Source organism: Micromonospora sp. BL4, from assembly GCF_003667505.1.
Classification (GTDB): domain Bacteria; phylum Actinomycetota; class Actinomycetes; order Mycobacteriales; family Micromonosporaceae; genus Micromonospora.
In genome coordinates, this window is the sequence record NZ_RCVJ01000152.1 from 1 (window position 1) to 26,606 (window position 26,606).

General features: G+C 71.9%; 28 protein-coding genes, 3 tRNA genes and 1 pseudogene. 14 read left to right on the forward strand and 18 right to left on the reverse strand.

Annotated elements, in window-relative coordinates; translation table 11 throughout:
* From EAD89_RS19745 to EAD89_RS19760, 4 genes are all read left to right on the forward strand, one after another.
* Nucleotides 1–660: polysaccharide deacetylase family protein (locus EAD89_RS19745; RefSeq protein ID WP_147458838.1), on the forward strand; the 660-nt coding region annotated here is incomplete at its 5' end.
* 154 nt (nt 661–814) lie between these two features.
* Nucleotides 815–887, forward strand: a tRNA-Glu gene (locus tag EAD89_RS19750).
* A 31-nt stretch (nt 888–918) separates the two neighbouring features.
* Nucleotides 919–992: transfer RNA gene (locus EAD89_RS19755), tRNA-Asp, on the forward strand.
* 99 nt (nt 993–1,091) lie between these two features.
* Nucleotides 1,092–1,165, forward strand: a tRNA-Phe gene (locus EAD89_RS19760).
* Between the two features lie 172 nt (nt 1,166–1,337).
* Here EAD89_RS19760 and EAD89_RS19765 read toward each other — a convergent pair.
* Both EAD89_RS19765 and EAD89_RS19770 read right to left on the reverse strand, forming a co-directional pair.
* Nucleotides 1,338–1,718, reverse strand: a complete 381-nt coding sequence (locus tag EAD89_RS19765; RefSeq protein WP_233578840.1) for a glyoxalase/bleomycin resistance/extradiol dioxygenase family protein — start codon at nt 1,716–1,718, stop codon at nt 1,338–1,340.
* Between the two features lie 65 nt (nt 1,719–1,783).
* Entirely contained in the window at nt 1,784–2,800 is a 1,017-nt protein-coding gene (locus EAD89_RS19770) for a hypothetical protein (RefSeq protein WP_121676772.1), read from the reverse strand.
* 165 nt (nt 2,801–2,965) lie between these two features.
* On the opposite strand from EAD89_RS19770, the gene EAD89_RS19775 reads away from it, so the two are divergent.
* Complete coding sequence (locus EAD89_RS19775; protein WP_121676773.1) at nt 2,966–3,493, forward strand: SRPBCC family protein; 528 nt, start codon at nt 2,966–2,968, stop codon at nt 3,491–3,493.
* A gap of 24 nt (nt 3,494–3,517) precedes the next feature.
* Here the strand turns inward: EAD89_RS19775 and EAD89_RS19780 are convergent, their stop codons facing one another.
* Nucleotides 3,518–4,225 carry a DUF2786 domain-containing protein gene (locus EAD89_RS19780; protein WP_121676774.1) on the reverse strand — a complete coding sequence of 236 codons (708 nt, stop codon included), beginning with the start codon at nt 4,223–4,225 and terminating at the stop codon, nt 3,518–3,520.
* A gap of 124 nt (nt 4,226–4,349) precedes the next feature.
* Here EAD89_RS19780 and EAD89_RS19785 point away from each other — a divergent pair, with 124 nt between their 5' ends.
* Nucleotides 4,350–4,772, forward strand: coding sequence for a hypothetical protein (locus tag EAD89_RS19785; protein ID WP_121676775.1), 423 nt, complete (start codon nt 4,350–4,352; stop codon nt 4,770–4,772).
* Nucleotides 4,773–4,803: 31 nt separating this feature from the next.
* On the opposite strand, the gene EAD89_RS19790 is transcribed toward EAD89_RS19785, so the two are convergent.
* A complete protein-coding gene (locus EAD89_RS19790; RefSeq protein ID WP_121655742.1) occupies nt 4,804–5,193 on the reverse strand; it encodes a hypothetical protein in 390 nt (129 codons plus the stop codon).
* A 155-nt stretch (nt 5,194–5,348) separates the two neighbouring features.
* On the opposite strand from EAD89_RS19790, the gene EAD89_RS19795 reads away from it, so the two are divergent.
* Nucleotides 5,349–6,692 carry an ABC transporter substrate-binding protein gene (locus tag EAD89_RS19795; protein ID WP_121676776.1) on the forward strand — a complete coding sequence of 448 codons (1,344 nt, stop codon included), beginning with the start codon at nt 5,349–5,351 and terminating at the stop codon, nt 6,690–6,692.
* Nucleotides 6,693–6,758: 66 nt separating this feature from the next.
* Here EAD89_RS19795 and EAD89_RS19800 read toward each other — a convergent pair whose 3' ends face one another.
* Nucleotides 6,759–7,529, reverse strand: a complete 771-nt coding sequence (locus tag EAD89_RS19800; RefSeq protein WP_121676777.1) for an enoyl-CoA hydratase/isomerase family protein — start codon at nt 7,527–7,529, stop codon at nt 6,759–6,761.
* The gene (locus EAD89_RS19805) at nt 7,505–8,362 is read right to left on the reverse strand and encodes a 3-hydroxyacyl-CoA dehydrogenase family protein (RefSeq protein WP_121676778.1); all 858 of its coding nucleotides are present in this window, start codon (nt 8,360–8,362) and stop codon (nt 7,505–7,507) included. The genes EAD89_RS19800 and EAD89_RS19805 overlap by 25 nt, the downstream gene beginning before the upstream one ends.
* A gap of 176 nt (nt 8,363–8,538) precedes the next feature.
* Here EAD89_RS19805 and EAD89_RS19810 point away from each other — a divergent pair, with 176 nt between their 5' ends.
* A complete protein-coding gene (locus EAD89_RS19810; protein WP_121676779.1) occupies nt 8,539–8,841 on the forward strand; it encodes a hypothetical protein in 303 nt (100 codons plus the stop codon).
* A 58-nt stretch (nt 8,842–8,899) separates the two neighbouring features.
* Here the strand turns inward: EAD89_RS19810 and EAD89_RS19815 are convergent, their stop codons facing one another.
* On the reverse strand, nt 8,900–9,679 hold the full coding sequence (locus tag EAD89_RS19815) for a bifunctional 2-polyprenyl-6-hydroxyphenol methylase/3-demethylubiquinol 3-O-methyltransferase UbiG (RefSeq protein ID WP_121676780.1): 780 nt from the start codon (nt 9,677–9,679) through the stop codon (nt 8,900–8,902).
* Between the two features lie 53 nt (nt 9,680–9,732).
* On the opposite strand from EAD89_RS19815, the gene EAD89_RS19820 reads away from it, so the two are divergent.
* A complete protein-coding gene (locus tag EAD89_RS19820) occupies nt 9,733–10,122 on the forward strand; it encodes a PPOX class F420-dependent oxidoreductase (protein ID WP_121655736.1) in 390 nt (129 codons plus the stop codon).
* A 91-nt stretch (nt 10,123–10,213) separates the two neighbouring features.
* On the opposite strand, the gene EAD89_RS19825 is transcribed toward EAD89_RS19820, so the two are convergent.
* Both EAD89_RS19825 and EAD89_RS19830 read right to left on the reverse strand, forming a co-directional pair.
* Nucleotides 10,214–10,423: a BldC family transcriptional regulator gene (locus EAD89_RS19825; protein ID WP_007073996.1), complete on the reverse strand. Its 210-nt coding sequence runs from the start codon at nt 10,421–10,423 to the stop codon at nt 10,214–10,216.
* A gap of 250 nt (nt 10,424–10,673) precedes the next feature.
* Complete coding sequence (locus EAD89_RS19830; RefSeq protein WP_121655756.1) at nt 10,674–11,513, reverse strand: hypothetical protein; 840 nt, start codon at nt 11,511–11,513, stop codon at nt 10,674–10,676.
* A gap of 193 nt (nt 11,514–11,706) precedes the next feature.
* Here EAD89_RS19830 and EAD89_RS19835 point away from each other — a divergent pair, with 193 nt between their 5' ends.
* Nucleotides 11,707–12,789, forward strand: coding sequence for a Glu/Leu/Phe/Val dehydrogenase (locus tag EAD89_RS19835; RefSeq protein WP_121676781.1), 1,083 nt, complete (start codon nt 11,707–11,709; stop codon nt 12,787–12,789).
* Between the two features lie 304 nt (nt 12,790–13,093).
* Complete coding sequence (locus tag EAD89_RS19840; protein ID WP_074315844.1) at nt 13,094–13,309, forward strand: DUF3073 domain-containing protein; 216 nt, start codon at nt 13,094–13,096, stop codon at nt 13,307–13,309.
* Between the two features lie 143 nt (nt 13,310–13,452).
* On the opposite strand, the gene amcA is transcribed toward EAD89_RS19840, so the two are convergent.
* From amcA to EAD89_RS19865, 5 genes are all read right to left on the reverse strand, one after another.
* Entirely contained in the window at nt 13,453–13,689 is a 237-nt protein-coding gene (gene amcA, locus EAD89_RS19845) for a multiple cyclophane-containing RiPP AmcA (protein ID WP_121655734.1), read from the reverse strand.
* Nucleotides 13,658–14,761 carry a cyclophane-forming radical SAM peptide maturase AmcB gene (gene amcB, locus EAD89_RS19850; RefSeq protein WP_305034188.1) on the reverse strand — a complete coding sequence of 368 codons (1,104 nt, stop codon included), beginning with the start codon at nt 14,759–14,761 and terminating at the stop codon, nt 13,658–13,660. Before amcB ends, amcA begins: the two co-directional genes overlap by 32 nt.
* A 130-nt stretch (nt 14,762–14,891) precedes the next feature.
* A complete protein-coding gene (gene purM / locus EAD89_RS19855; protein ID WP_121655732.1) occupies nt 14,892–16,046 on the reverse strand; it encodes a phosphoribosylformylglycinamidine cyclo-ligase in 1,155 nt (384 codons plus the stop codon).
* 62 nt (nt 16,047–16,108) lie between these two features.
* Nucleotides 16,109–17,647 (reverse strand): amidophosphoribosyltransferase, encoded by a 1,539-nt coding sequence (gene purF / locus EAD89_RS19860; protein ID WP_121655731.1) that lies wholly within the window; start codon nt 17,645–17,647, stop codon nt 16,109–16,111.
* Between the two features lie 167 nt (nt 17,648–17,814).
* Nucleotides 17,815–18,168 carry a sterol carrier family protein gene (locus EAD89_RS19865; protein WP_233578836.1) on the reverse strand — a complete coding sequence of 118 codons (354 nt, stop codon included), beginning with the start codon at nt 18,166–18,168 and terminating at the stop codon, nt 17,815–17,817.
* 161 nt (nt 18,169–18,329) lie between these two features.
* Between EAD89_RS19865 and EAD89_RS19870 the strand changes: the two genes are divergently transcribed.
* Nucleotides 18,330–20,381 (forward strand): carboxypeptidase-like regulatory domain-containing protein, encoded by a 2,052-nt coding sequence (locus EAD89_RS19870; RefSeq protein WP_121676782.1) that lies wholly within the window; start codon nt 18,330–18,332, stop codon nt 20,379–20,381.
* 125 nt (nt 20,382–20,506) lie between these two features.
* Here EAD89_RS19870 and EAD89_RS19875 read toward each other — a convergent pair whose 3' ends face one another.
* The 4 genes from EAD89_RS19875 to purS are packed head-to-tail and all read right to left on the reverse strand — an operon-like array spanning nt 20,507 to nt 24,938.
* Nucleotides 20,507–21,262: a 2-phosphosulfolactate phosphatase gene (locus tag EAD89_RS19875; protein WP_121676783.1), complete on the reverse strand. Its 756-nt coding sequence runs from the start codon at nt 21,260–21,262 to the stop codon at nt 20,507–20,509.
* Between the two features lie 4 nt (nt 21,263–21,266).
* Nucleotides 21,267–23,948, reverse strand: a complete 2,682-nt coding sequence (gene purL, locus EAD89_RS19880; protein ID WP_121676784.1) for a phosphoribosylformylglycinamidine synthase subunit PurL — start codon at nt 23,946–23,948, stop codon at nt 21,267–21,269.
* A 46-nt stretch (nt 23,949–23,994) separates the two neighbouring features.
* Entirely contained in the window at nt 23,995–24,678 is a 684-nt protein-coding gene (gene purQ / locus EAD89_RS19885) for a phosphoribosylformylglycinamidine synthase subunit PurQ (RefSeq protein ID WP_121676785.1), read from the reverse strand.
* Nucleotides 24,675–24,938: a phosphoribosylformylglycinamidine synthase subunit PurS gene (gene purS, locus EAD89_RS19890; RefSeq protein WP_121655728.1), complete on the reverse strand. Its 264-nt coding sequence runs from the start codon at nt 24,936–24,938 to the stop codon at nt 24,675–24,677. The genes purQ and purS overlap by 4 nt, the downstream gene beginning before the upstream one ends.
* A gap of 356 nt (nt 24,939–25,294) precedes the next feature.
* On the opposite strand from purS, the gene EAD89_RS19895 reads away from it, so the two are divergent.
* Together EAD89_RS19895 and EAD89_RS19900 are read left to right on the forward strand one after the other, a co-directional pair.
* Nucleotides 25,295–25,978 carry a trypsin-like serine protease gene (locus tag EAD89_RS19895; protein ID WP_121655727.1) on the forward strand — a complete coding sequence of 228 codons (684 nt, stop codon included), beginning with the start codon at nt 25,295–25,297 and terminating at the stop codon, nt 25,976–25,978.
* 24 nt (nt 25,979–26,002) lie between these two features.
* Nucleotides 26,003–26,606 (forward strand): annotated as a pseudogene (locus EAD89_RS19900) (YbjQ family protein); the annotation flags it as partial.

The following is a 26,606-nucleotide window of genomic DNA, read 5'->3' on the forward strand; positions in this document are numbered from 1 at the left end:
GAAGATGTGGATAAGAGACAGACCCGGGCCAAGCCGCCGAAGCCCACCCTGCGCCCGCTGCCGGCCAAGCTCCCGGCCGGCCTACGCCGCAGCACCGGCGTACGCCCGGTGGCCCTGACCTTCGACGACGGGCCCAGCCCGGCGTGGACGCCCAAGGTGCTCGACCAGCTGCGGGCGGCCCGGGTGACCGCCACCTTCTGCCTGGTCGGTCAGGAGGTGCGGCGCCACCCGGAGCTGGTCCGGCGCATCGTCCGGGAGGGACATCAGCTCTGCAACCACAGCTGGCGGCACGACCTCGAGCTGGCTCGACGGCCGGTTGCCGAGATCCGGGCCGACCTGGCCCGGACGAACAAGGCCATCCAGGCAGCCGCCCCGAAGGCGTCGGTGCCCTTCTACCGGCAGCCGGGCGGCCGGTGGACGCCGGAGGTGCTGGCGGTGGCGAAGGATCTCGGCATGCGGCCGCTGCACTGGAACGTCGACCCGCAGGACTGGGACAAGCCGACTGCCGTCACGATCGCCAAGCGGGTCCACTCCGCCGCCCGTCCCGGCGCCGTCGTACTCCTGCACGACGGGGGCGGTAACCGGGGCGCGACGCTCGCCGCCTGCCCGCACGTGATCGCCGACCTGAAGCGCCGCTTCGGCATCACCCGACTCCGCTAGACCGGCTCTGACCTGCGGTAATGCCTGGATCCGCGGCCCCGGCCATACCGGTTTTGTCGACCGACCACGCATCACGTATGCTTTCCAAGCCTCCGGCGGGGCCGGATGGGAGCAAGTCCGCTTGATGTTGCGAATGTGCAATGATGGCGGGGCCGCCCTCATCGTCTAGCGGCCCAGGACGCCGCCCTTTCAAGGCGGTAGCACGGGTTCGAATCCCGTTGGGGGCACGACCGGCGCAAGCCGGAGCAACACAAGCTAGGTCCTGTGGAGCAGTTGGAGTGCTCGCCGCCCTGTCAAGGCGGAGGTCGCGGGTTCAAGTCCCGTCAGGACCGCAGCGCCGACGCCGCGCCCAGCGCGGCGTTCTGCGTATCGGAGCGTGTGACCCTGCCAACGGTTCGACCGGTTGGCGGGTAGCATGAGCCGAGCGGTACGGCCAGGTAGCTCAGTTGGTACGAGCGTCCGACTGAAAATCGGAAGGTCGGCGGTTCGACCCCGCCCCTGGCCACATAGCCTTTCGCCGGGCTACAGAGATCCCCACCAGCGGAGACGCAGGTGGGGATCTTGCTGTATCCCGCTTGGCTGCGGCCTCGCATCCCGCCGGCCGCACCTGCCCCACTGCGGGCACCCCGGCCACGGGTAGGACCCGTCGGAGAGCCGGCCGGCGGATCGCGTACGGGTCAGAGCGTCTGGACGATCTGGATCGGGTTGCCGTCCGGGTCGGCGGTCCAGGCGATCAGCAGGCGACCGAGCCATTCGTGGGGTGACGCCAGCGCGGGAGCGCCGCTCCCGGTGATCTGGGCGTACGCGGAAGCCGTGTCATCGGTCCACAGGATCACGGCGGCCCGCTGGCCCTCGGGCACCGGGTCGAGGCCGTGATCATCGCGGGTGGAGGCGACCGAGGCGATCCCGATCTTGTAGCCGTCGAGCACGAGGTCAACGTGAATCGGCTCGCCCTCGGTCGGGACCCGGAACGTCTCGGTGAACCCGAGACCCGAGTAGAACCTGACGGCGCGCGGAACGTCCGCACTGAAGAGGATGACCTGCGGCGTACGGAACATCGACACAGGTGGACGTTATCAGCGCCTTCACGTCACCGTGGTGGAGGCGAGTTCCCCGGCTGGCGTCAGTCGTCCCGGCGCCCCTGCTGACGGTGCTGCGCCATGCCGCCCTGGATCGCCTCCCACACGCTGCGCCCGGCCTGGCGCAGGGTCTCCCCCGCCTGCTCGGCGAGTTGCGCCGCGCTCTGCGCAGCGGCCTGCGCCCCACCCGGTCCGCCACCGGCACCGCCCTGCCCGGCACCGCCCTGCCCACCGGCATCGCCACCCCTTGAGGGTCCGGGGCCGGGAGCCGTCGATCCGCCGCTCTGGTCACGGGCCTGCCGCTCAGGTCCCGGCTGCTCGGCACCCGGCCGCTCGGGCGCCTTCCCCTCAGGTCCCTTCCCCTCGGGTCCCTTCCCCTCGGGTCCCTTCGCCTCAGGTCCCTTCGCCTCAGGTCCCTTCCCCTCAGGTCCCGGCCGCTCAGGTCCCTTCCCCTCGGGTCCCGGCCCCGGCGTCCCCTGCCGCTCGGGTGGGCGATCCTCCGGGCGGCGTCCGCCCGGACCGGCGGGCTCGGCGCGGCCCGGCTCGCCCGGGCCGGGACGGCTCGGGCCCGGTCGGTTCCGGTCGGCGCCCGCGCCGACCTGCCGGTCGCGTACGTCGCCGGTGCGCTGCGCCGACCCGGTGACCTCGGCGGCCCCCGTGGCCAACTGCTGGGTGCTGCGGTTGACGTCGTCAATCGTGGCGCCGGCCGTCCGGGAGATGGCTTCGATGATCTGCGGGTTGTTGTCGATCGTCTCCAGGGCCCGGCCGAGAATGGTCACCAGTTGCTCCAGCCGCACCCGCAGCTGCGCCTCGGCGTGCACCCCGTTGATGTCCAGTTCGACGCCTTGCAGGTGCACCCGTACGCCGGCGTCGAGCTGGAGCAGGTTGGCCAACCGGGCCCGCAGAGACAGGTCCGCGTCCAGCCCGTCCACGGCCAGCCGGATCGAGTCGACCGAGACTTTCGGGATGTCGAGCAGGACATCCGGATCCCCACCGCGGTCGGCCGGGTCCGGCCGCTCCACGTCCCGGTCCGGCTTCCGCTGCTGCGCGCTCTCGCTCATGCTCTCCCGCTCCGCCGCACTCCCGCCCGACCAGTCCGGGCCGTCCGGCGCGGTTACCCGCTTTCTCGCGGGCCATCCGTCCGTGACGGTCCGGCGACCCTCTGTCCGGAACCGGGCACCTTGCGAAGCTGCACACCGGGGCATCAGCCGGTATGGTCCGGGCCTATGGGACAGGAGATGGCTGATCCGGCCGACATTCGGCAGGACCTGGAACGGTTCTCCTTACGGTGCACCCTCCTCGTCCCGGGCGCAGCCGAGCACGCGTTCGGGGTTTTCACCGACGACCTGACCGAGTGGTGGGTCACCGAATACACCTGGTCCGGTCCGGAGGCCCTGGCCGAGCTGGGCATGGAGCCGCGGGCCGGCGGCATGCTCTACGAGATCGGTCCGTACGGCTTTCGCGCCGACTGGGGCCGGGTGCTCACCTGGGACCCGCCGCGCCGGCTGGTCTTCGTCTGGCAGATCGGTCCGGACCGGGTTCCGGTGCCGGACCCGGCCCGGGCCAGCGAGGTGGAGGTGCTGTTTCTCCCCGACGGCCCCGAACGCACCCGGGTCGAGCTGGAGCACCGGCACTTCGACCGGCACGGCGAGGCGGCCGAGGGATACCGCAAGGCGCTCACCGCCGGCTGGCACGAGCTGCTCACCCGCTACCTCGCCACGGTGTCGCGTCGCCACCCCACCACCCCCGCCTGACCGACGGCCCCGCTCCGCGGTCGGTCAGCGGCCGAGTCGTCGTTCCCTGACCGTGCCGCCGCCGAGGTCCCGGCCGCCCAGGTCCGCGCGCTGTCCAGCTTCCGCCCCGGACCCGAAGCCGGTGCCGGCCAACCGGCGCGGCGGCGCGGTGCGCAGCCGTGGGTACTGCTCGGCGAGTCGCCGCTGCACCCGGTCGGAGCGGTCGGCCAGCACGAGCGCCACCGACGGCGTACCCGAGCCGCTGGCCGCCGCCGTCTCGGCCGCCCAGAGCCGTCCCCCGATCACCTGCGCGAAGCCGGCGAGCCAGGACCGGCGGAAGGCGGCCGGATGCTCGCCCGCCGGCACCGCCGTGCCGGCCAGGCCGTGCGCCGCCTGCACGAGCAGCGAGGTGAAGAGCAGATCGACCCGTTCCAGGTCGCTGGCGAAGCCGAACAGGTGCAGCGCGAACCCGTTGCCCTGCCGACGGCGTACGCAGCGGCAGCGCAACGGTTCGGCGACCGCGGCGAGCAGGCCGACCTTGTCCCGGGCGTACGGGGCGACGATGTCCACCACGCGGTCGCCGACCGGGTCGGTGGCCGGGTCCCGCGCGGCGAGCAGCGCCCGGTCCACGCCGTAGCGGGCGATCAACTCGGTCGCCTTGGCGGTGAACGCGGCGGATTCCGCCGGCGTGCAGGCCGGGTCCTCGGCCTGGGCGAGCAGCTTGCGCACCTTGCTGAGCATGGCCTCGGACATCCCCCAGAGCTATCACATCCTCCGTCCGGCACGGGACCGCGCTGGCATTGATCGATACGTATCATCGTCACGTTCGGATCCACCGTCCTGTACGGACGGTCAACCCCACTGTTCGGAGGCATGCATGTCATCCACGAGCGCCCGCCTGCTCGCCGCCGCCACGGCCGCGGCACTGCTCTCGCTCGGCACGCCCGCCGTGGCCGCGCCGGCCGGCCCCGAGGTGAACCTCTTCGCGCCGCTCGCCACGTGCTACGGCGGGGCCGTCCGGTCCTACTTCCAGACCGGCGGTTACGGCGGTCAGGCCGGCACGTACCGCACCACGAGCCGCTGCCGCGACATCAACGTACGCAACGCCAGCGCGTACGGCACCGAGGCGTGCGTGATATTCGTCGACAAGACGGGCGCCTGCAACTACTGGACCTACCTGCCGGCCAACTCCGGCTGGGTCGTGGTGGCGACCAATGTCCGCGACGGGGTCAACTTCCGGGTCCGCTTCGACAACCTGCGCTACGAGTACGAGCCGCTGGTCGCGTACCACGCGTTCTGAGCGACTGCCCGGGGGGCGCCGGGCGGCGCTGTCAGCCGGCCCTGCTGCGCAGGGTGGCGATCGTCGACCCGGCGAGGGTGAGCAGGCAGTCCGGGAGCAGCCCGTCGGCCTCCGCCGCGCCGAACAGCGCCTCCCCGGTCGGCACGTCCCGGTTGGCGTACGCGCTGACGAAGCGGGCCACCCAGCGGGTGTCGTAATCCGCCTGATCGATCTCCGGGAAGTCCAGGGCGCAGCCGCTACCGCGCGGGGCGTCACCGAGCATGGTCGCGGCCAGGCACCAGGCGACCCCGTAGGCGCCGCTCAGGCCGGCGCGTTCGACGACCGCGTCGAATGCCCCCACCACCGCGTCGCCATCCCCGGCGAGCGCCGAGTGGAGCACGGCGGCCGCGTCATCGAACGTCTGCTGTGGTAGGTCCGTCACTCAGCGCACAGTAGGAGAGGCGGTCAAGGCCCCCGGCGACCGTCACTCTCCGTGTTCAAGGCGGGCGACCTGCGCATTACGCCACCTCCACGGTCCCGCCGCTGGCCCGGGCACGCTAATGTGCGCAGCGGACCTTCGCCGGAGGAAGGACGACCATGCTCGTATCACGCCGCTCGCGGGTGGCCTCACTGGCTGCCTGCGCGACGATCCTGCTTGCCACAAGCGCGTGCGGGAATGACAAGGCCGAGGAGAAAAGCGCCCAACAGGTGCGCCTCTATGGCACGGACGGCAACATGCTCAACTCCTACCCTGCGGAGTTGAAGGAACGTGCCAATCTCGTCGATGGGATGAAGGGAACGACGCCGCTCACCCCGCTACCGGAGGATTTCAAGAGCCGGCTACGGTCCGTCGATCCGGCGCTGACGGACTACCTCTACTCCGCCGAGACGTACGACGCGGTCGTGATCGGGGTGCTCGCCGCCCAGTTGGCCGGGAGCACCGACCCGGCGGCCATCGCGAAGCAGATCGTCGGCGTGACCAACAACGGTCAACGCTGCGAGGACCCGGTTACCTGCCTGACGCTGGCCCGCGCCGGGCGGGACATCGAGTACCGCAGCGTGTCGCTGACCCGGGCGGGCTTCACCGACAAGGGCGAGCCGGCCACCGCGAGCTACGCGACGCTGACCTTCGACGGGCAGCAGATCAACGACGGCAAGACCGAGTTCGTCGGGGCGGGCACCGAGTCGGCGGCGAGCACCAAGACGCCGCCCAAGCCGAAGAAGCAGCCGTCGGGAGACAAGCCCGACCAGGAGCCGCTGATTCTGGGCGGCCTGCTGCCGAAGACCGGTGACCTGGCGCTCTCCTACGCGCCGATGGCGGCCGGCGCGGCGCTGGCGATCAGAGAGGTCAACGCCGCTGGCGGCGCGCTGGGCAAGCCGGTGACCTGGGTGGACGGCGACGACGGCACCAACCCGACGGTGGCCAAGGCGACCGTGGCCAAGCACGTGTCGGACGGCGTCAGCCTGATCATCGGCGCCGGCGCATCCGGTATCTCCCGGGCGGTGCTGCCGGATGTGGTGAAGGCCGGAAAGATCCTCTTTTCGCCGTGCAACACCGACGCCGGCCTGACCGATGTGGAGGACAACGGCCTCTACTTCCGGACCGCCCCGCCGGACAGCCTCCAGGGCCGGGCGCTGGCCGACGTGATCCTCCGCGACGGGTCGCAGAAGATCGTCATCGTCGCCCGCAAGGACTCCTACGGCGAGGGCCTCCAGGCCACCGCCCGTGACGAGCTGCAGAAGGCCGGCATCGCCGAGGACCGCATCAAGCTGCTCACCTACGAGCCGCCGGCCGACGCCAAGGCTCCGCCGGTCGACTTCTCCGGTGGTGCCAAGGAGATCAAGGACTTCGGCGCGGACGCCGTGCTGGTCATCGGCTTCGGCGAATCCGCCCAGGTGATCCGGGCGCTCGCCGACAGCGGAGTGCAGATCCGGCACTGAGCACCGACCGCGGACCTCGACGGCCGCACCGGCATCCCGCCGGTGCGGCCGTTTCCGTTTCGGGGATCACCGGGTCCGGCGGCGCTCCAGGAACTCGGTCATCCGGCGGTGCTTCTCCTCGTCCTCGAAGAGCACCGCCTGGCTGACCAGGTCGAGCTGCGGGTGCGCGCCCGCCGGAGCGTCGACCGCCAGCTTGGTCAACCGCAGCGCCAGCGACGAACCCTGGGCCATCTCGTCCAGCAGCCCGTGCGCCACCGCCAGCAGCTCAGCGGGCTCGTCCACCACCCGGTTCACCAGACCGATCCGCAGCGCCTCGGCGGCATCCACCCGCCGGCCGGTGAACAGCAGCTCCTTCGCCCGGGCCTCACCGATGAGCGCGGGCAGCCGATGGGTCGCGCCGGCGCCGGCCAGGATGCCCAACCGGACCTCCGGCTGGCCGAAGACCGCCCGCGCCGTGCACACCCGCAGATCGCAGGCGTACGCCAGCTCCGCGCCACCGCCCAGCGCCGGACCGTCCACGGCCGCCACGCTCGGCATCGGCAGCGCCCTGATCCGGGCGAACGCCGCCGAGTTGATCGCGGCCAGTGCGTCCGTACGACCCCGCTCGCGGAGCTGACCGATGTCGGCGCCGCCGGCGAAGATGCCCGCCGCGCCCCCGGTGAGCAGCAGCAGCCGGGGGCGCGCCTCCAACTCGGCGCAGACCTGGTGCAGCTCGGCGATCAGGTCGGCGTCGATGGCGTTGCGCTTCTCCGGCCGGTCCAGGGTGACCACCAGCCGGTCCGGGCGCTCCTCGATCCGCAGTCCTGGCCCGCTCACTGCTTGGCACCGCCTTCCCACCGGTAGAAGCCGTGCCCGGACTTCTTGCCCAGCCGCCCGTCGGCCACCATCTCCACCAGCAACGGCGGCGGCGCGAACCGATCCCCGTACGCGGCCTGGAGGGTGCGGGCGATGTCCAGCCGCACGTCCAGGCCGACGAGGTCGGTCAGTTCCAGCGGCCCGATCGGGTGCCGGTAGCCCAGCACCATCGCCTTGTCGATGTCGGCCGGGCTGGCCACCCCGTCGGCGACCATCCGGATCGCCTCCAGGCCGAGGGTGACCCCGAGCCGCGAGGTGGCGAAGCCGGGCAGGTCGCGTACCACGACGGGGTCCTTGCCCAGCCGGGTGGCGAGCGCGACGGCCGCGGTGGTGATCTCCTCGGCGGTGGCCGGGCCGACCACGATCTCCAGCAGCGCCATCGCCCAGACCGGGTTGAAGAAGTGCAGGCCGACGAAGCGCTCGGGCTTGTCCAGACCGGCGGCCAGGTCGCCGATGGCGATACTGGAGGTGTTGCTGCCCAGCAGCGCCGGGTGCAGCGCGGCGGCGTCGCGCAGCACCGCCCGCTTCAGGTCGAGCCGCTCCGGCACCGCCTCCACGATCACCTCCGGGTTGGGGGCGACCTCGGCCAGGGACGGGCGCAGCGTCACCCGCTGTCGGTTCGCCGCGGCGTCGTCGGCGCTCAGCTTCCCGCGCTGCACCGCCCGCTCCCACAGCTCGGCGAGCCGGTTCAGCGCGGTCGCGCCCCGGTCAGGGTCCACCTCGACCAGCTCGACGGCGTAGCCCGCCCCGGCCGCCACGTACGCGATGCCGAGCCCCATCGTGCCCGCACCGACGACCACGAAACGATCGCTCATCACGCCTCCCTGTCCCGCCCGGCGGCGCGCGGGGTCCCCGCCACGCCGGCCCGGGTGATCCGCCTGGTCCGCTCGCTCATGGTGCGACCCTATGCAGCACGGGGAGCAGGCCCATGCGTGGGGGAGCGCGGGATCGGGTACAGACCGCCCGTCAACCGAGGGAAGGACCAGTCGACATGAGCCAGGCACCGGAGAGCGTCACCGACCCGGGCAGCACCGACGGCGAGACGGTGGAGACCCGGGGAGACGAGCGGGTCGACCTGCTGCGCGCCGACACCAACAACGACGGCAAGACCGACGTGTGGGTGGTGGACACCGACGGCGACGGCAAGGCCGACCTGTTCCAGTTCGACACCAACGGTGACGGCAAGGTGGACATCACCATGGTCGACATCGACGAGGACGGCACCCCCGACGAGGTGGTCGACGGCGACGGCGGCCTCCCGCCCGAGCAACTGCCCCCGACCGTCCAGGTCTGAGCCGTGCGCCAGGGGTCCTTGTCACGCAGCAGGCGATGACAGGGACCCCTTGGTGGCGTCAGCCGGCGAGGCGCAGGGTGGCCAGGTAGTAGGGAGCGTCCCGGTCGTCCACATCGGTCAGCCGCCAGCCACTGCCCCGCACCAGCGCGTCGAACTCCTCCGCCGAGCAGACCAGATAGTCGAACCACTCGGTGCCCAGTTCCCGGTAGCGCAGGCGGAGCCGGAGCTGACCGCCGAGCCGGCCCCGGCGGCGGTTGCGCTCGTGGTAGCCGGTGTGCAGCGGGTCGCGGGTGCCGTACGGGTCGGTGCCGTGCGCGATGATCTGCGCTCCCGGCCGGGCCAGTGCGGCCAGCGCGGCGAGGAAGCCCGGTGCCCGCTCCCGCCCCTCGAACAGCCCCAGGTTGTTGCCGAGGAGCAGGAAGGTGTCGTACCGCTGGCCGTCGGCGACGTGCGTGTCCACCGTGCCGTGCACCAGACGTCGGACGCCGCGGCGCCGGCTCACCGCCAGCGCGCCCGCCGAGGTGTCCAGCCCGGTGACCGGTACGCCGCGCTCCTGGAGCAGCAGCGCGATCCGGCCGGCGCCGGTGCCGATGTCCAGCGTCTCGCCCCGGACCCGGTCCACCGCCCGGTGGTCGTACGGCTGCCAGTCCGCTGGGCCGTCCAGGTAGTGCGCGGCCGGCGCACCATTGATCAACCCGTCGTCCCGTTCAATGATCTCGATGACCGGTCGGGGCAGCCGCCCACCGACCAGAGGTCGAGGGCCCACCCCGGTGGCCACGGCGAGCGTGTCCCGCAGCAGTTCGCCGATCACGTCACCAATTTGAGGCTCCCCCGTCATGACGTCACGCTATCCGGCCACTCAGCAGCCCGCAGCGGTCGTATCCTGGCGGCGTGACCACGTTGGACCGGCTGTCGGCCGAGAAGTACATCCTGCTCACGACCTTCCGCAAGGACGGTCGGGCGGTGCCGACGCCCGTCTGGTCGGTCCGCGACGGCGAGGCGTTGGCGGTCTGGACACGGGCCGACTCGGGCAAGGTGAAGCGGATCCGCCGCAACGGCGACGTGACCGTGGCGCCGTGCGACGTGCGGGGCCGGCCGCACGGGGCGGAGGTGCCCGCGCACGCGACGATCTACGGCAACGGCGACACCGGTCGGGTACGCGACCTGCTCAAGCACAAGTACCGGCTGCTCGGTCGGCTGAGCCTGCTCGGCAGCCGGCTGCGCCGGGGCGAGGGTGGCACGGTGGGCATCCGGGTGACGCTCGCCGAGGGGCAGGGCTGAGGCCGGACGGGGTCTGCGGCCGGTTGACGCCGACCGGCATGGAAAGGGGCGGCGGATCGCGATCCACCGCCCCTGACCGGAAAACCTGCGCTCAGTCGCCCTGCCGCTGCTGCGGGATCTGGCCCTGCAACAGCGCCCTGACCTCCGACTCGCGGTATCGACGGTGACCACCCAGCGTGCGGATGGCGCTGAGCTTGCCAGCCTTGGCCCACCGGGTCACCGTCTTCGGGTCGACACGGAACATCGACGCCACCTCGGCCGGCGTGAGTAGCGGCTCTGGTTCGTGCGTTCGCGATGCCATCGGTCACTCCTCCACATGTATAGACATCGGCCGGGGTCCCGCCGGCCGACGCGTCTCCCATGGTCCGGCTAGTCCCCGATGTCCGACATGGGCCGAACGGATGAAGGTCCCTAGACGGACGGATGAACCATGCCCGATTTTTACGACTTTTACACGGCAGAAAGTACCTTATTCGGACTCATGATCACGGTTCGTGATGCGTCAACTACGAGCACACCTCGCCTTGGGAGCGCTCTGCGGGCGATTTGCCTCAGTTGCACCGCTCCAGCAGCTGCACCGCACGCCACCGTGCCACCAGCTTGTCGTACGCGGCGGACGCCTCGTCGGCCTCACCACGCGACAGCCCGGCGAGGCCGCTCGCGACCAGCTCAGGGGAGTCGTCCGCGGCCAGCGTCTCATCGGAGAGCAGGTCGACCAGGCCGCCGTAGTCCAGCTCCACCACCGAGCGCGGGTGGAACTCCTCCAGCCAGCGGGCCGCCTCCTCCACCGCCTCGGTGATCGGGGCCTCGCCCACCGACTTGCGCAGCACCGAGAGCGCCCGCGACGAGCGGCGGCGGGCCTTGGAGATCTCGGTGCGGTAGCGCAGCGCCCGGCGGCCCGGCTGGGTGACCAGGTCCCGCTCGGCCGGGTCGAAGAGCACGAACCAGCGCAGCGGCACACCCCAGGTGGCGATCTGCTCGTGCACCCGGGGCACCCCATGCTCCAGCACGCGGGCGCCGCTGCGCCAGTCGTCCACGACCGCCCTGGCCTGCCCGGCCAGCACCGGCGGCACGAAGGCGTCGGCGAGCACCGAGGGCACCCCGTCCCGGGCGCTGAGCGCCGCCTCAGCGACCCGGATCCGCAGGTTCCAGGGGCAGACCAGCAGGCTGTCGTCCGTCTCCAGGACGTACGCCTCCTCCGGCGGGTCCGGCAACCGCGTCCAGCCCGCGCCCAGCGCCTCGATCACCGCCGTCCGCTGCCGGCCGGGACCCTCCACCGGGGCCACCGCCCGTCCCTCGGAGACGTAGCGGCGCCAGTAGCTCTGCCGTTCCCGGTCGAAGGCGGTCAGCGGTTCGTACACGCGCAGGTAAGAAGCGAAGAGCGACGGCACGGCGCGATCCTCCCACGAACCGCGCCCGGACGCGGTCAGCGGCCGGACCACGCGCGCCGCAACGTGAGACGGCGGCGGCGCGTCGGGCGACGCCAGGGCGGCCGATACTAGGCTCGACCACACCGGCAGCATCCCCGCCGGGGTCCACCAGGTCCGCGTCCCACAAGGGCGCACCCCACTCCAGGAGCAAGCCATGGGCGTATTCGCGAGCACCGACGACCCGGTCTCGACCGGTCACGAACAGATCGTGTTCTGCCAGGACAAGCAGAGCGGCCTGAAGGCGATCATCGGGATCTACTCCACAGCGCTGGGGCCGGCGCTGGGCGGCACCCGCTTCTACCCGTACGCCGACGAGGACGCGGCGCTCGCCGACGTGCTCGACCTGTCCCGCGGGATGGCGTACAAGAACGCTCTGGCCGGGCTCGACCTGGGCGGCGGCAAGGCGGTCATCTGGGGCGACCCCGAGCAGATCAAGAGCGAGGCGCTGCTGCGCGCGTACGGCCGCTTCGTGGAGTCGCTGGCCGGCCGCTACTACACCGCCTGCGATGTCGGCACCTACGTGGCGGACATGGACGTCGTGGCCCGGGAGACCCGCTACGTGACCGGCCGCAGCGTGGAGCACGGCGGCGCGGGTGACTCCTCGATCCTGACCGCCTGGGGCGTCTTCCAGGGCATGCGGGCCACCGCCGAGCACGTGTGGGGCACCCCGAGCCTGCGCGGCCGCCGGGTCGGTGTGGCCGGTCTGGGCAAGGTCGGCAAGTACCTGACGGGGCACCTGCTGGAGGACGGCGCCGAGGTGGTGGCCACCGACGTCAGCCCGAAGGCGCAGGAGTGGGCACGCACCAACCACCCGCAGATCACCCTGGTGGACGACGCCGCCGCGCTGGTCGCCGCGGACATCGACGTGTACGCCCCGTGCGCGCTGGGCGGGGCACTGAACGACGACACCGTGCCGGCGCTGCGCGCCAAGGTGGTCGCCGGGGCGGCGAACAATCAGCTCGCCCACCCGGGCATCGAGAAGCTGCTGGCCGACCGGGGCATCCTGTACGCCCCGGACTACGTGGTCAACGCCGGCGGCGTGATCCAGGTGGCGGACGAGATCGAGGGCTTCAACTTCGACCGGGCGAAGCTTCGGGCCACCCGGATCTACGACACGACCCGTCAGATCCTGCGGCTGGCCGACGCCGAGGGTGTGCCCCCGGCGGTGGCCGCGGACCGGCTGGCGGAGCGGCGGATGGCCGAGGTCGGCCGCCTCCGCACGATCCACCTGCGCTGAGCGTCCCCCGGAGGCGGACCGACGACCGGATCCGCCTCCGGGCCCACCGCCGGCCAGCGATCGGTAGGCTGAGGCCCGGTCCACGTTTAGGGTGTTTTGTCCGGTGTCACGGGTGCTCTCCGCTCCGCTCCTTACCAGGTACACTGGGTGACGGCCGGATCGCCGCGACTCGCAGAGCCGGCTGACGGTAACCCGAGGTGCCGAACGATGGCATCCCCATGTACCGTAAGAGCCACGAGAGATGCCTGACGTCATCGGGGCCCGCCTTCGGGCTGCCCCGCATTCTGTGCGAGGGGGTCGAGCCATGGGGCGCGGCCGTGCTAAGGCCAAGCAGACGAAGGTGGCCCGGGAGTTGAAGTACCACTCCCCGAACACCGACCTCACCGCCTTGCAGCGTGAACTGGCGGGTGCTGGTAAGTCTGAGCACCACTTCGACGACGACTCTAAAGAGTTCGTCGACGACGATGATGAGGATCACGCGGACGACGACCCGGATCCCTGGATCCGTCCGACCCGCTGACCTCTCGACGCAGCTGAGCACGCGGTGACCCCCGCGTGCTCATGCATCTGCCCATCGAGAGCGGGACCAGTGCCGACGGTCAGGGGCCTGGCGCGGCCGGAGACGACTCCGGCCGTTCGACAGGCCCCTGAACGCGGTAGCCCTCAGCGGGGTCGGTTGTTCCAGTTGTAGAAGGTCGGGATGTTCTCGAAGTGGTTCCAGGCGCAGACCGCGCTGGTGCCGCCCCCGCCCGGCACCTCCGCCCGCAGCCGCCGCGCGTCCTCGGCCTCCTGCAGGAGCGCGACAAGCCCCGGGGCAACCTCCCGCACCCGCTCGGCGACTCCGTCCGGAGCGTCATCCACTCCGCGTTCAGGTGGCCGGTGACTGATGGTCTCTGGCATGCTCCAACACTCCCTCCAGTAGGCGGATCTTGCTGTTGCGGCAGTGCTCGGTCTCCGTACCGTCGAAGCGCCCCAACTCGAAGTACCGGTTGGCGGCATGACCACCACCGCAGAAGCCGAAGTACGGGCAGGACGCCCGACACGCCTCGACCCCGGTCAGGAACTCGCCCACCCACGGGGTCTCCCCGGCGCCGGTGAGGATCTCGGTCAGCGGGGTGGTCAGCACGTTTCCGCTGCTGAAGTCGCCGTAGCGGGGGTCGGTGAAGCCGGCGAGTTCCGGGGAGAGCACGGTCACCGAGCCGTCGTGCCCGATGGTCGGGATCGGGTCCAGCCGTCGCGGCAGCACCGCGTCCGCCGAGTCGTCGAGCACCGCCGCGGCGTAGCGCAGCGACCACTCGATCTCACGCAGGTGGATCCGGGGCTCCCGGCGCCAGGCCGCTACCAGCTCGGCCCAGAACGTGGTCACCGCCGCCGGATCGTGGCGATTGTCGCGGGTGTTGACGCCCTCGGTCTCCTCGACGTTGATGCCCAGCACGTCGCAGCCCAGGCCGAGGAAGTAGTCGTACAGCTCGGCGGCGAGCCCCGGCTCGGGCCGGGACACCACGGCCAGCGCGGAGAACGGCAGGCCGTGCCGGCGCAACGCGTCCACCCCGCGCATGATCCGGTCGTACGCGGGCTGACCGCCCCGGTTGACCCGGTCGCCGTTGCGCTCGCGGGGTCCGTCCACGCTCACGCTCACCCGCACGTCATGCCGGGCGAAGAAGGCGCACCAGTCGTCGTCGATCAGCGTGGCGTTGGTCTGCACGTGGTGCTCGACCTCGGGCCCGAACGGCGCGATCAGGTCGGCGAGCCACTCCCGGCCGGCCGCCAGCGGCTCGCCGCCGTGCCACACCACCGAGAACCGGCCGGCCGCCGCCCACGGGTTGACCGCCGCCGCCACCGCCTCGGCCACCGGCACCGGCATACGCCGGTCGGCGGCCCGGAACGGCAGGTAGCAGTACGCGCAGTCGAGGTTGCAGAGGGTGGTGGGCTGCATCACGACGTAGGACGGGACCGTGGCCAGACCACGCATCCCGCTGAACGACCGTCCCCGAGCAGCCATCGCCCTCCTCCGCCTAGCCTGAGGGTGCCCTTCAGGCTAGGCGGCATTGGCCACTCGGGTGAAGCCCTGATCAGGTGCCCGTACGATCACCAGAGCGTGATCATCCGCGGGTGTGCTGGCCAACCATCTGCACGTTGCCGGTGCCCTCGATGATCTCGCCGGCCTGCCACGCCTCGACCCCACGGCCGGTCAGCGTGGCCAGCGCCCGGTCGGCGTCCTCGGCCGAGACGATCGCGAACATGCCGACACCCATGTTGAAGGTCGACTCCATCTCCGAGTCGTCGATCCGGCCCTTCGACTGGATCAGGTCGAAGACCGGCTGCGGCTTCCAGGTGGACCGGTTGACCACCGCGTCGACGTGCTCCGGGAGCACCCGGACCAGGTTGCCGGGAATGCCGCCGCCGGTGACGTGGGACAGCGCCCGCACCTCGGCCTCGGCGATCAGCTTGAGGCAGTCCTTGGCGTAGATCTTGGTCGGCGTGAGCAGCTCCTCACCCAGGGTCCGCTGCCGGCCGAAGTCGTCGATCACGATGTCCAGCCGCATCCGGGCCGCGCCGAGCAGCACGTGCCGGACCAGGGAGTAGCCGTTGGAGTGCAGTCCGGAGGAGCGCATGGCGATCACGACGTCACCCACCTCGACCCGGTCCGGGCTGAGGATGTCGCTCTCCTCGACCACGCCGACGCCGGTCGCCGAGATGTCGTACTCGTCCGGGCGGAGCACGCCGGGGTGCTCGGCGGTCTCCCCGCCCAGCAGCGCGCAGCCGGCGTACCGGCAGCCGTCGGCGATGCCCGCGCCGATCTCGGCGACCTTGTCCGGCACGACCTCACCGGTGGCGATGTAGTCGAGCAGGAAGAGCGGCTCGGCACCGCAGGCCACCAGGTCGTCGACGACCATCGCGACGAGGTCGATGCCGACCGTGTCGTGGATGTCCATCTGCTGGGCGATCACCAGCTTGGTGCCCACGCCGTCCGTGGAGGAGGCCAGGATCGGGTTCTTGTACTTCGTCGTGTCCAGCCGGAACAGGCCCGCGAAGCCGCCGAGGTCGCCCAGCACCTCGGGGCGACGGGTCTGGCGCACCTTCGACTTGAGCAGCTCCACCGCGCGGTCACCCGCGTCGATGGAGACCCCGGCGTCGGCGTACGAGACCGAGCGTTTGCGCGCCTGACGGCCGGCGCCGGCCGTCCAGAGCTGGCGGTCGCCGCCGGCGCCGGTCGGGCTGCTTCCTGCGCCGCTGCGCTCGGACACGTGCGTCACGGTTCTCCCCTTTGTGGTTCTCGGTGCCGCGCCGGCGGTGGCCGGGCCGCGCCAGTTTGGTGCTACGGGCGGTTTGCGGTCACGCCACCCGGAGTGGCGACGAGCGGGCCGTTGGTGTGCGGGGCCTCCGGTGCCGAGTTGGCGACCCGTCGGCCCACCCCTTCGAGCACGTGCTTGCCGATCAGGTTGCCAGCCGGCAGCTCGATCGGGTACTCCCCATCGAAACACGCCCGACACAGCCGGGTCTTCGGCTGCTCGGTCGCCGCGATCAGGCCGGTAAGCGAAACGTAACCGAGCGTGTCGGCACCGATGGAACGCCGGATGCCGTCGTTGTCCAACCCGTTGGCCAGCAGCTCCGCCCGGGTGGCGAAGTCGATGCCGTAGAAGCACGGCCAGCTCACCGGCGGGGAGGAGATCCGGACGTGCACCTCCAGCGCCCCCGCCTCCCGCAGCATCCGCACGATGGCCCGCTGGGTGTTGCCACGGACGATCGAGTCGTCCACCACCACCAGCCGCTTGCCCCGCACGTTCTCCCGCAGCGGGTTGAGCTTCAGCCGGATGCCGAGCTGCCGCAGGGTCTGCGACGGCTGAATGAAGGTGCGGCCCACGTACGGGTTCTTCATCAGGCCCGCGCCGTAGGTGATGCCGGACGCCTCGGCGTAGCCGATCGCGGCCGGGGTGCCGGACTCCGGCACCGGGATCACCAGGTCGGCCTCGACCGGATGCTCCTTGGCCAGCTGCCGACCGATCTGCACCCGCGCCGCGTGCACGTTGCGCCCGGCGATCGTGGCGTCCGGGCGGGCGATGTAGACGTACTCGAAGAGGCAGCCCTTCGGCTCCGGCGACGCGAAACGGGTCGACCGCAGCCCGTCCTCGTCGATCGCGATCAGCTCGCCCGGCTCGACCTCGCGCACCACGCTGGCGCCGACGATGTCCAGGGCGGCGGTCTCGCTGGCCACCACCCAGCCGCGCTCCAGACGACCGAGGACCAGCGGGCGTACGCCGTGCGGGTCACGGGCCGCGTAGAGCGTCGACTCGTCCATGAAGACGAAGCTGAACGCGCCCCGCAGCTGCGGCAGCACCTCCAGGGCGGCCGCCTCGACCGACAGGTCCGGGCGGCTGGCCAGCAGCATGGTGACCAGCGAGGTGTCGTTGGTCGAGCCGTCCGCGACGAGGCCGCGCTCGGCGACCTCCTTCTCCAGCTCGGTGGTGTTGACCAGGTTGCCGTTGTGGGCCAGCGCGATCGTCGTGCCGGCACTCGTCGACCGGATCGTCGGCTGGGCGTTCTCCCAGTTCGAGGCGCCGGTCGTGGAGTAGCGGGCGTGCCCGATCGCCAGGTGGCCGCGCAGGCTGGCCAGGGTGGGCTCGTCGAAGACCTGGGCCACCAGGCCGAGGTCCTTGTAGACCACCACGCCGGAGCCGTCGCTCACCGCCATGCCCGCCGCCTCCTGGCCGCGGTGCTGCAGGGCGTAGAGACCGAAGTAGGTCAGGTTGGCGACCTCTTCCCCCGGGGCCCAGACGCCGAAGACGCCACAGGCGTCCTGGGGGCCGGGTCGTTGGGGATCAAGGTCGTGGCTCAGCCGGCCGTCGCCTCGGGGCACTACCGCTCCCTCATGCTGGTCTGGACCGGCCGGGCGGGGATCACGGGTGGATCCACACTCCTTGGCCGGGACCACTGTCGTCGCCTGACAGTGTACGCGAATCGTCGTCAATACAGAAAGTCACGGTTTCCCTGCCGAGCGTCACTGAGGGCCGGACATCGGGGCAGCTAGAGGGGCAGATATGCCGAGAGGTCCGCCCGGACCCCGCTCACCTGGACGCGACCCTCGGTGACCGCCTCGGCCCAGTCAATTCGCCCGGTGGCCAGCGCGAGCCAGGTGTCCGGGGCCATCTCGACCACGTTTGGTGGGTTTCCCCTGGTGTGTCGAGGACCGGGAACGCACTGGATCGCACCGTATGGTGGGACGCGCACCTCCACCGATCGGCCGGGGGCGCGCTCCGCGAGGCCGGCCAACAACGACCGGACCGCCTCCCGGAGTACCGGCCTTTCGGGCGTACGCCCCTCGTCGAGCGCCGACAACGCCGCCGCAACGGCGGTGGACTTACTGTACGGAGAGGACACGACGGGACGATACGACCCGCAGGCAGAACACCCGACGCTGGCCCTGGGTCGCGCCGATCCAGTCAGACAAGGCATAGTTGCCGACGGCGTATTCGTACCGTGATGATCCCCGGCCCGGCGCCCCGCCGGTCAGAGGGAAGTCAGTCCGGAAGGCGGTGGACGTGTCAACACACCGACGTGCCTGGAAGCAGCGGGCCGGTGTGGTCGTAGCGCTGGTTGCCAGCGCTCTGCTCGCCGTCCCCGCCACACCAGCCCTGGCCGCAAGCGTCGACGTGTCACCTGGCTCGGTCACCGTGAACGCCGGCAGCGATGCCACGATCACCGTACGCGTGACGGGTGACAACGGCGACGAGAAGGCGAAGATCAGCCTCTCCGGGCTGCCGTCGGGCGTCAGCTGCGCCAGCGGTTGCGGCGATGTGGATCTCCCGGACGGAGGCTTGGGCAACCCGACCAGGTCGGTGCTGGTCAGGATCGCGGCCAACGACAACGCTGGTGACGCCACCGCCACCGTCACCGTGGCCGTCGAGGCCGAGTCGGGCCCGGACACCGCCACCGTCTCGCTGACCGTCAAGGGCAAGGCCGCGCCACCCCCGCCGCCGGAGGCGCAGACCGTGCGGTCGGTCTCCGGCAAGGTGGTCGCGAAGGCCAACAGCAAGGCGGTGCCGAACGCGGTGGTCATGCTGCAGGACAGCACCGGCCGACGCTACGACACCACCAGCGACGGCAGCGGCAACTTCCGCTTCACCGGCACCACCGCGAAGCCGATCGCGCCGGGCCGGATCGACCTGGGCGCCAGCTTCGACAACGTGCTCGCCACCAAGTCCCTCAACGCCAGCGCCGGTCAGGCCGTCACCGGGCAGCGGATCAGCCTGGAGATCAAGGTCGAGGTGACGCCGAGCGCCACGCCGTCCGCCACCGCCGAGGCCACCCCCACCGAGGAGCCGCTCGACGAGGGCGCCGAGGAGGAGCCCACCGAGGAAGCCACCGCGGGCCCCCCGGCGAACGCCTCCAACGAGGACGAGGGCGGCGGCATCGGCTCGTACATGATCATCCTGCTCGGCGGTCTGCTCGTCGCCGCTGGTGTCGGCACGATCGTGCTGCTCTGGATGCGGCGCAAGGAGAACGGCGACGAGGATGACGACCCGGCGGGTGCCGGCGCGGTGCCGGCGGCGCGGGGCGGTTTCCGCGGGGCCGACGACCAGACCCGGGTCGTCAACCGACCCTTGGGCGCACCCGACCCGACCATGGTCGGCGGCGCGGCGCTGAGCGAGGCGCCGACGATGATGCACCGTCCGGTGGTCGACGACGTCCCACCGGATCCGTACGGCGCGCCAGCGCAGCCGTACGGCGGCGCTGGCCAGCAGAACTGGGGCGGCGCCGGCTACGGCGACGAGCCGGCGCCCGGCGGGTACGGTGCCGGCGGCTACGGCAACGCCCCGGCCTCGGGCGGCGGCTACGGCACGGCGGCGACCCCCGAGGGTGGCTACGGCGCCGGCCCAGCCGGTGACGCCTACGGCGCCGCACCCGGTTCCGGCGCGGGCTACGGCGGCGCACCGGCTTCCGGTGGCGGCTACGGCAGCGCCCCGTCCTCCGGCGGCGGCTACGGCAGCCGCGACTACACGGCCCCGGCCGGCGCGGCCGGCTACCCGCCGGCTCCCGCGGGCGGCGCGGGCTACGGCGAGCGCTTCGACGAGCCGACCGGCCGGTACAACGGCGACAGCACGAGTTACCCGGCTCCGGCCGACCCGTACGCCACCGGCGTCTACCAGCCGGAGCAGGGCCAGGGCTACGGTCAGCCCGACCCGGCCCCGTACGGTGGGCCGGCGGCGGAGCCGACCGGTGGCTACGGCCAGCAGGCTGGCGGCTACGACCAGGGCGGCTACGGTCAGCAGACCGGTGGCTACGACCAGGGCGGCTACGGCCAGCAGACCGGTGGCTACGACGACCGGGGCGGCTACGGTCAGGAACCCGCGGCGCAGCGCGCCGGCGGCTACGACGACCGGGGCTACGACCAGGGCGGCTACGGCCAGCAGACCGGTGGGTACGACCAGGGCGGCTACGGTCAGGAACCCCCGCCGCAGCGCGCCGGCGGCTACGACGACCGGGGCTACGACCAGGGCGGCTACGGCCAGCAGACCGGCCGGGCGCGACCGGCGGACAGCCCGCCGCCGACCGAGCGGGGCGGTCGACGCCTCGACTGGCTGGACGACTGACCCGGCACGCACCACCTACGGCACAGCAAACGGCCGCTCGGATCTCCGGGCGGCCGTTTCGCTGCCGCAGAGTCCACCGGCAGGCCGCAGAGTCCACCGGCGGGCCGGAGGGGAACTCGCGTCGGTCAGGCTGCGGAGAACACGCCGTGGCGGAGCACCGGAACGACCTCCGACACGCCGACCCGGACGGCTACGTCGACGTCCTCGACGAAGCCACTCTCGGTCAGTTCCCGGCCGGAGACGCTGCCCCGCACCGCCGCGGGCACGTCGGGGGTGCTGGCCAGCGCGGCGAGCGCCATGGCCGCCTCCACGGAGAGCCCACCGGGCACACCGGAGAGGGCGTCGAGCACGCTGGCCGCGCCGAGCTGGTCCTCCACCGACGGGCGCAGCGAACCGTCCGGCCACCGCTCCCCCGACGCGATCACGCCGATCGGGGCGTCCGTCGTGCCGTACCCCTGGCGGCGCAGCCAGCGCCCGACGGCCTGGGCGTTGCGCAGGCACGCCGCGACCACCGGCAGACCGGTGGCACTGGCGGCGGCGCTGATCGCGGAGCCGTTCGGTGAGGGCAGCACCAGGTCCGCCACCACCGGCGCGGTGCTCAGCGCGGCGGGCGAGAGCGACCACGGATGCTCCGCCGTCACCCGCCGACGGCCCACCGCGGCCACCGCGCCGACCCGCAGCGCGTACTCGGCGGCCTGCTCACCCCACGGGAACGGATGCACCCGCATGCCGCGGCCGACCGCCACCTCCACCGAGGTGGTGAACGAGAGCACGTCCACCACCACCAGCGCGGCGCAGACCCGGCCGAGTTCAGCCGCCCCGGTCAGCCCCCAGTCGAATCGGGCGCCCGACCCGGGTTGGCCGTAGACGGCCGCGGCCAAGGCCTCAGCGCTCGTCAGGCGACGGGTCGGTGACACCGGAGTCAGCCTCGGACGGCCCATCGGCGTCCGCAGGATCGACCGGCTCGACGGCACCGGCCTGCGGGGACGGACCGGCCGACGCGATCGGCTCGGAGACCACCGCCGCCACATCGATCTGCTCGGCAGCCACCGGCTCGCCCTGCGCGACCGGCAGCGGCACGGCCTCGACCGCCCCCGCCACGCCAGCCGCCGGTGCGGGCACCTCGACGGCGGCTGCGCCGCCGAAGAGACGCGGCAACGTCTCGGTGTGCGCGGCACGCAGCTCGTCCAGCCCGATCCGGAACTGGCCGTGCACCTCCAGCGCACCGCCGGCCGGGTCGGTGACGCCGATCAGCTCGAACGGCACGCCCCGCTCGGCGCAGAGCGCCGCGAACGCCTTGTCGTGGCCACGCGGCACCGACACCAGCGCCCGTGCGGCCGACTCGCTGAACAGGTAGACGAACGGCATCGAGCCGCCGGCGAAATGCTCCGGCACCGCGATCCGGGCGCCGACGCCGCGACGCAGGCAGGACTCGACCAGGCTCTGGGCGAGGCCACCGTCGGAGAGGTCGTGCGCCGAGGTGAGGTGACCGACCCGGGCGGCCTCGGCCAGCAGGTCGCCCAGCGCCTTCTCCCGTGCCAGGTCGACCTGCGGCGGGATACCGCCGAGGTGCTCGTGCGTCACCCAGGCCCACTCCGAGCCGGAGAGTTCCACGTTGGTCTCACCGAGCAGGTAGAGCTGGTCGTGGTCGCCACCGGCGCGCGGGACGAAGCCCATCGGAACCCGGTCGGCGACGTTGTCCAGCACACCCAGCACGCCGACCACCGGGGTCGGGTGGATGGCTGCGGCGCCGGTCTGGTTGTAGAAGCTGACGTTGCCACCGGTGACCGGGATGCCCAGCTCCAGACAGCCGTCCGCCAGGCCGCGCACGGCCTCGGCGAACTGCCACATCACGCCCGGGTCCTCGGGGGAGCCGAAGTTGAGGCAGTTGGTCACGGCGATCGGCTTCGCGCCGGTCACCGCCACGTTCCGGTACGCCTCGGCCAGCGCCAGCTTGGTGCCGTTGTACGGGTCGAGCCGCGTGTACCGGCCGTTGCCGTCCACGGACAGCGCCACGCCGAGCCCGGTCCGCTCGTCGATCCGGATGACGCCGCCGTCCTCCGGCTGGGCGAGCACGGTGTTGCCCAGCACGTAGCGGTCGTACTGCTCGGTGACCCAGGTCTTGTCGGCCAGGTTCGGCGACGCGATCATGCGCAGCACGGTCTCGCGCAGCGCCTCCGGGTCGGCCGGGCGGGGAAGCGTCTCGGCCCGGTCGGCCTGGAGCAGGATCAGGTCGGCCGGCTCACGCATCGGCCGGGCGTAGACCGGGCCGTCGTCGACCAGCGAGCCCGGGGGCACGTCGACGACCAGGTGGTCCTGCCAGGTGATCAGCAACCGGCCCGGGCTGCCGTCCGGCTCCGGCGCGGTGACCTCGCCGATCGCGGTGGCGAGCACGCCCCACTTCTCGGCGGTCTTGAGCACCGCGTCGAGCTTGTCCGGCTCGACGACCAGGAGCATGCGCTCCTGGGACTCGCTGGCCAGGATCTCGTGCGGGTCCATCGACGGCTCACGCAGCGGCACCCGCTCCAGCCAGACGCGCATGCCGGTGCCGGCCGCGGCGGCGGTCTCGGTGAGCGCGCAGGTCAGCCCGGCGCCGCCGAGGTCCTGGATGCCGACGACCAGCTGGCCGTCGTACAGCTCCAGGCAGGCCTCGATCAGCAGCTTCTCGGTGAACGGGTCGCCGACCTGCACGGCCGGGCGACGCTGCTCGCTGCCCTCGTCGAAGGTGGCGCTGGCCAGCACCGAGACGCCGCCGATGCCGTCCCGGCCGGTCTTGGCGCCCATCAGCACGACCACGTTGCCGGGGCCGGCGGCGGCCTTGTTCTGCAGACGGTCGACCGGCAGCACACCCAGGCAGAGCGCGTTGAGCAGCGGGTTGCCCTGGTAGGACGGATCGAAGACCAGCTCGCCACCGATGTTGGGCAGACCGAGGCAGTTGCCGTAGCCGCCGACGCCGGCGACCACGCCGGTGAGGACCCGAGCGGTGTCGGGGTGGTCCGCGGCGCCGAAACGCAGCGGGTCCATCACCGCGACCGGGCGGGCGCCCATGGCGAGGATGTCCCGGACGATGCCACCGACGCCGGTGGCCGCACCCTGGTACGGCTCGACGAAGCTCGGGTGGTTGTGCGACTCGACCTTGAAGGTCACCGCCAACTCGTCGGAGATCTGCACCACGCCGGCGTTCTCGCCGATACCGGCGAGCAGTCGGTCACTCTGCGGGGCCTTCTCACCGAACTGGCGCAGGTGCACCTTGCTCGACTTGTAGGAGCAGTGCTCGCTCCACATGATCGAATACATGGCCAGCTCGGACTGAGTGGGCCGCCGGCCGAGGATCTGCCGGATGCGGTCGTACTCGTCGTCGCGAAGACCCAGTTCGGTGTACGGCTGGAGCTCTCCCGGGGTGCCACCGGCGCGCGGCACGGTGTCCACGCCGTCGGTCCAGTCGACGGCCGCCGACTGCGCGGGAGCGGCCGGGGCGACGGGCTGCGCCGGGCGCGGCTCGGTCGGCTGCGCCGGGGCGGAGTACGCCTCCGGTGTGTCCCGTACCGGGTCCGGATGGGTGGTCATGACCTCTCCTCGCTGCGCAGGTGCCCGCCGGACTCGCTCCTCGCGCTCACGCCGGCGCCCCCACCAGGTGCTTGAGGGCCGAAGTGAAGAAGCCGAGGCCGTCCAGCGAGGGACCGGTGAGCGCCTCCACCGCGTGCTCGGGGTGCGGCATGATGCCGACCACGTTGCCGGCGGGGTTGGTGATCGCGGCGATGTCGCGCTGCGACCCGTTCGGGTTGCCGCCGACGTAGCGGGCGACCACCCGACCCTCGGCTTCGAGCTGGTCCAGCGTCGCGGTGTCGGCGACGTAGCAGCCCTCGCCGTTCTTCACCGGGATGAGCACCTCCTGGCCGGGCTGGAACGTGTTGGTCCACGCGGTGCCGGCCGACTCGATGCGCAGGATCTGGTCCCGGTTGCGGAAGTGCAGGTGCTGGTTGCGGGTGAGCGCGCCGGGCAGCAGGTGCGCCTCGCAGAGAATCTGGAAGCCGTTGCAGATGCCGAGCACCGGCAGGCCACCCCGGGCGGCGTCCACGATCGTCTCCATCACGGGGGCGAACCGGGCGATCGCGCCGCAGCGCAGGTAGTCGCCGTAGGAGAAGCCGCCGGGCAGCACGACCGCGTCGACCCCGCGCAGCTCCGGGTCACCGTGCCAGAGCCGGACCGGCTCGGCCCCGGCGATCCGGACGGCTCGGGCCGCGTCCCCGTCGTCGAGAGAGCCGGGGAAGGTGACCACACCGACCCGGGCGGTCACGAGCGGGCGTCCGCGGTCTCGTCGGCCTCGACCAGGCGGACGGTGAAGTCCTCGATGACCGGGTTGGCGAGCAGTTTGTCGGCGATCTCCCGGGCCCGGTCCAGGTCCGGGTCACCGGTGAACTCGATCTCGATCCGCCTGCCGATCCGAACCGAGGCGACGTCGCTGACGCCGAGCCGGGGCAGCGCGTTTGCGACGGCCTGGCCCTGCGGATCGAGGATCTCGGGCTTGAGCATGACGTCGACGACGACGCGAGGCACTGGGCACTCCTGACTGTGTACGCAGTTGGGTGCCGACCCACAACGGGCGAGCGCAGCCAGCGTACCTGGCAGATTCCGTCGCGGACGCACCGGCCGGGTGCAGTTCAGGCGGTGGTCGACACAACCGGCGGCCGGGACGGGTCACCACGCGGGACACGCGGCCCCACCAGGGCATATACGGCGCTGAGGGACGCCGAATCGTTACATTGGTTAACCTCGATCAAATTCTTGAAAACAGCCGCCGTGGGCCCTACTGTACATCGACAGAGTTCGATGTCGGCGATGGCGGGGACCCCCCGCTGTCGTCCTCCCGCACCCGGCGACCCCGGGTCCGCCCCGCCCAAGGAGTCCACCCGATGCGCATCCGTCCCCTGCTCGCCCTGCTCGGCGTCGCGCTGGCCGGCGCTCTCGGCGCCGCGTCCGGCGCGTCCGCCGCCCCTGCCGGCCCGCAACCGATCATCGGCGGCGGCACCGTCTCGTCCGCCCCGTGGGCCGCCGCGGTGATGAGCAACGGCTCGTTCACCTGTTCCGGCAGCGTGATCGCCCCGCAGTGGGTGCTCACCGCCCGGCACTGCATCAGCGGCACCATGTCCGTCCGGGTCGGCAGCGTGAACCGCTCCTCCGGCGGGGTCACCCGCACCGTCAGCGCCACCTACACCCGCAACGACCTCGCCCTCATGCGCCTCTCCAGCACCGTCAGCACCTCGGCGGTGAGCCTGGCCAGCAGCAACCCGCCGATCAACTCCACGAACTCGATCTACGGCTGGGGCATGACCTGCTACAGCGGCTGCTCGGCTTCCACCACGTTGAAGACCGCCACCGTCCGGGTGACCAGCAACAACGCCAGCGACGCGTACGGCGGCCAGGCGATCCGCAGCAGCCGGATCAACGGCAACGCCTGGCGGGGCGACTCGGGCGGCCCGCAGTTCTACAACGGCCAGCAGGTCGGCGTGGCCTCGACGGCCGACGGGTCGAGCATCCAGAACTACGGCAGTGTCGCGTACAACCGGGCCTGGATCACCTCGGTGGCCGGTGTCTGACGGTTAGCGCCCCGCGCGGCGCGGATGGCAGGCCCTGCGCCAGCCGTCCGCGCCGCGTCGTTTTGCAGCATCCGATCAGGTGAACTAGTGCACACGATCGGGTCACGCCGCTCCTGACAGCATCGGAATCGTGCTGGTCGTGACGACGGAGCAACTGCCCGGCTACGAGATCCGCCAGATTCTCGGTGAGGTGGTGTCATCGATGGCCAGGACGCGCAACCCGTACCGCGAGGGGGTCAAGAACCTGCGCGGTGGCGCGTACGACCCGATGGCCCCGGACAACCTGACCCGGTGGCGCACCGACTCGGTGGCCCGGCTCGGCGAGGAGGCCCTACGGCTCGGCGCCAACGCCGTGATCGGCATGCGGTTCGACAGCCGGGACTGCGGCGAGATGTGGATGGAGATCTGCGCGTACGGAACGGCAGTGGTCGTCGCACCCGTCATGCCGGACGTCATGCCCGCCGACCAGCCCGCGATCGCCGCGGAGACGGCGCACGACGCCGGCTTCACCGAGTCGCCCGGCGGCATCGCCGAACCAGCCAGCGCCCCCAACCTGCGAACCGCCGCCGGGCGACTCGGTGAAGCCGGCGTCGTGCGCCGTCTCCGCGGCTATCGCGGGCTGGTCGGC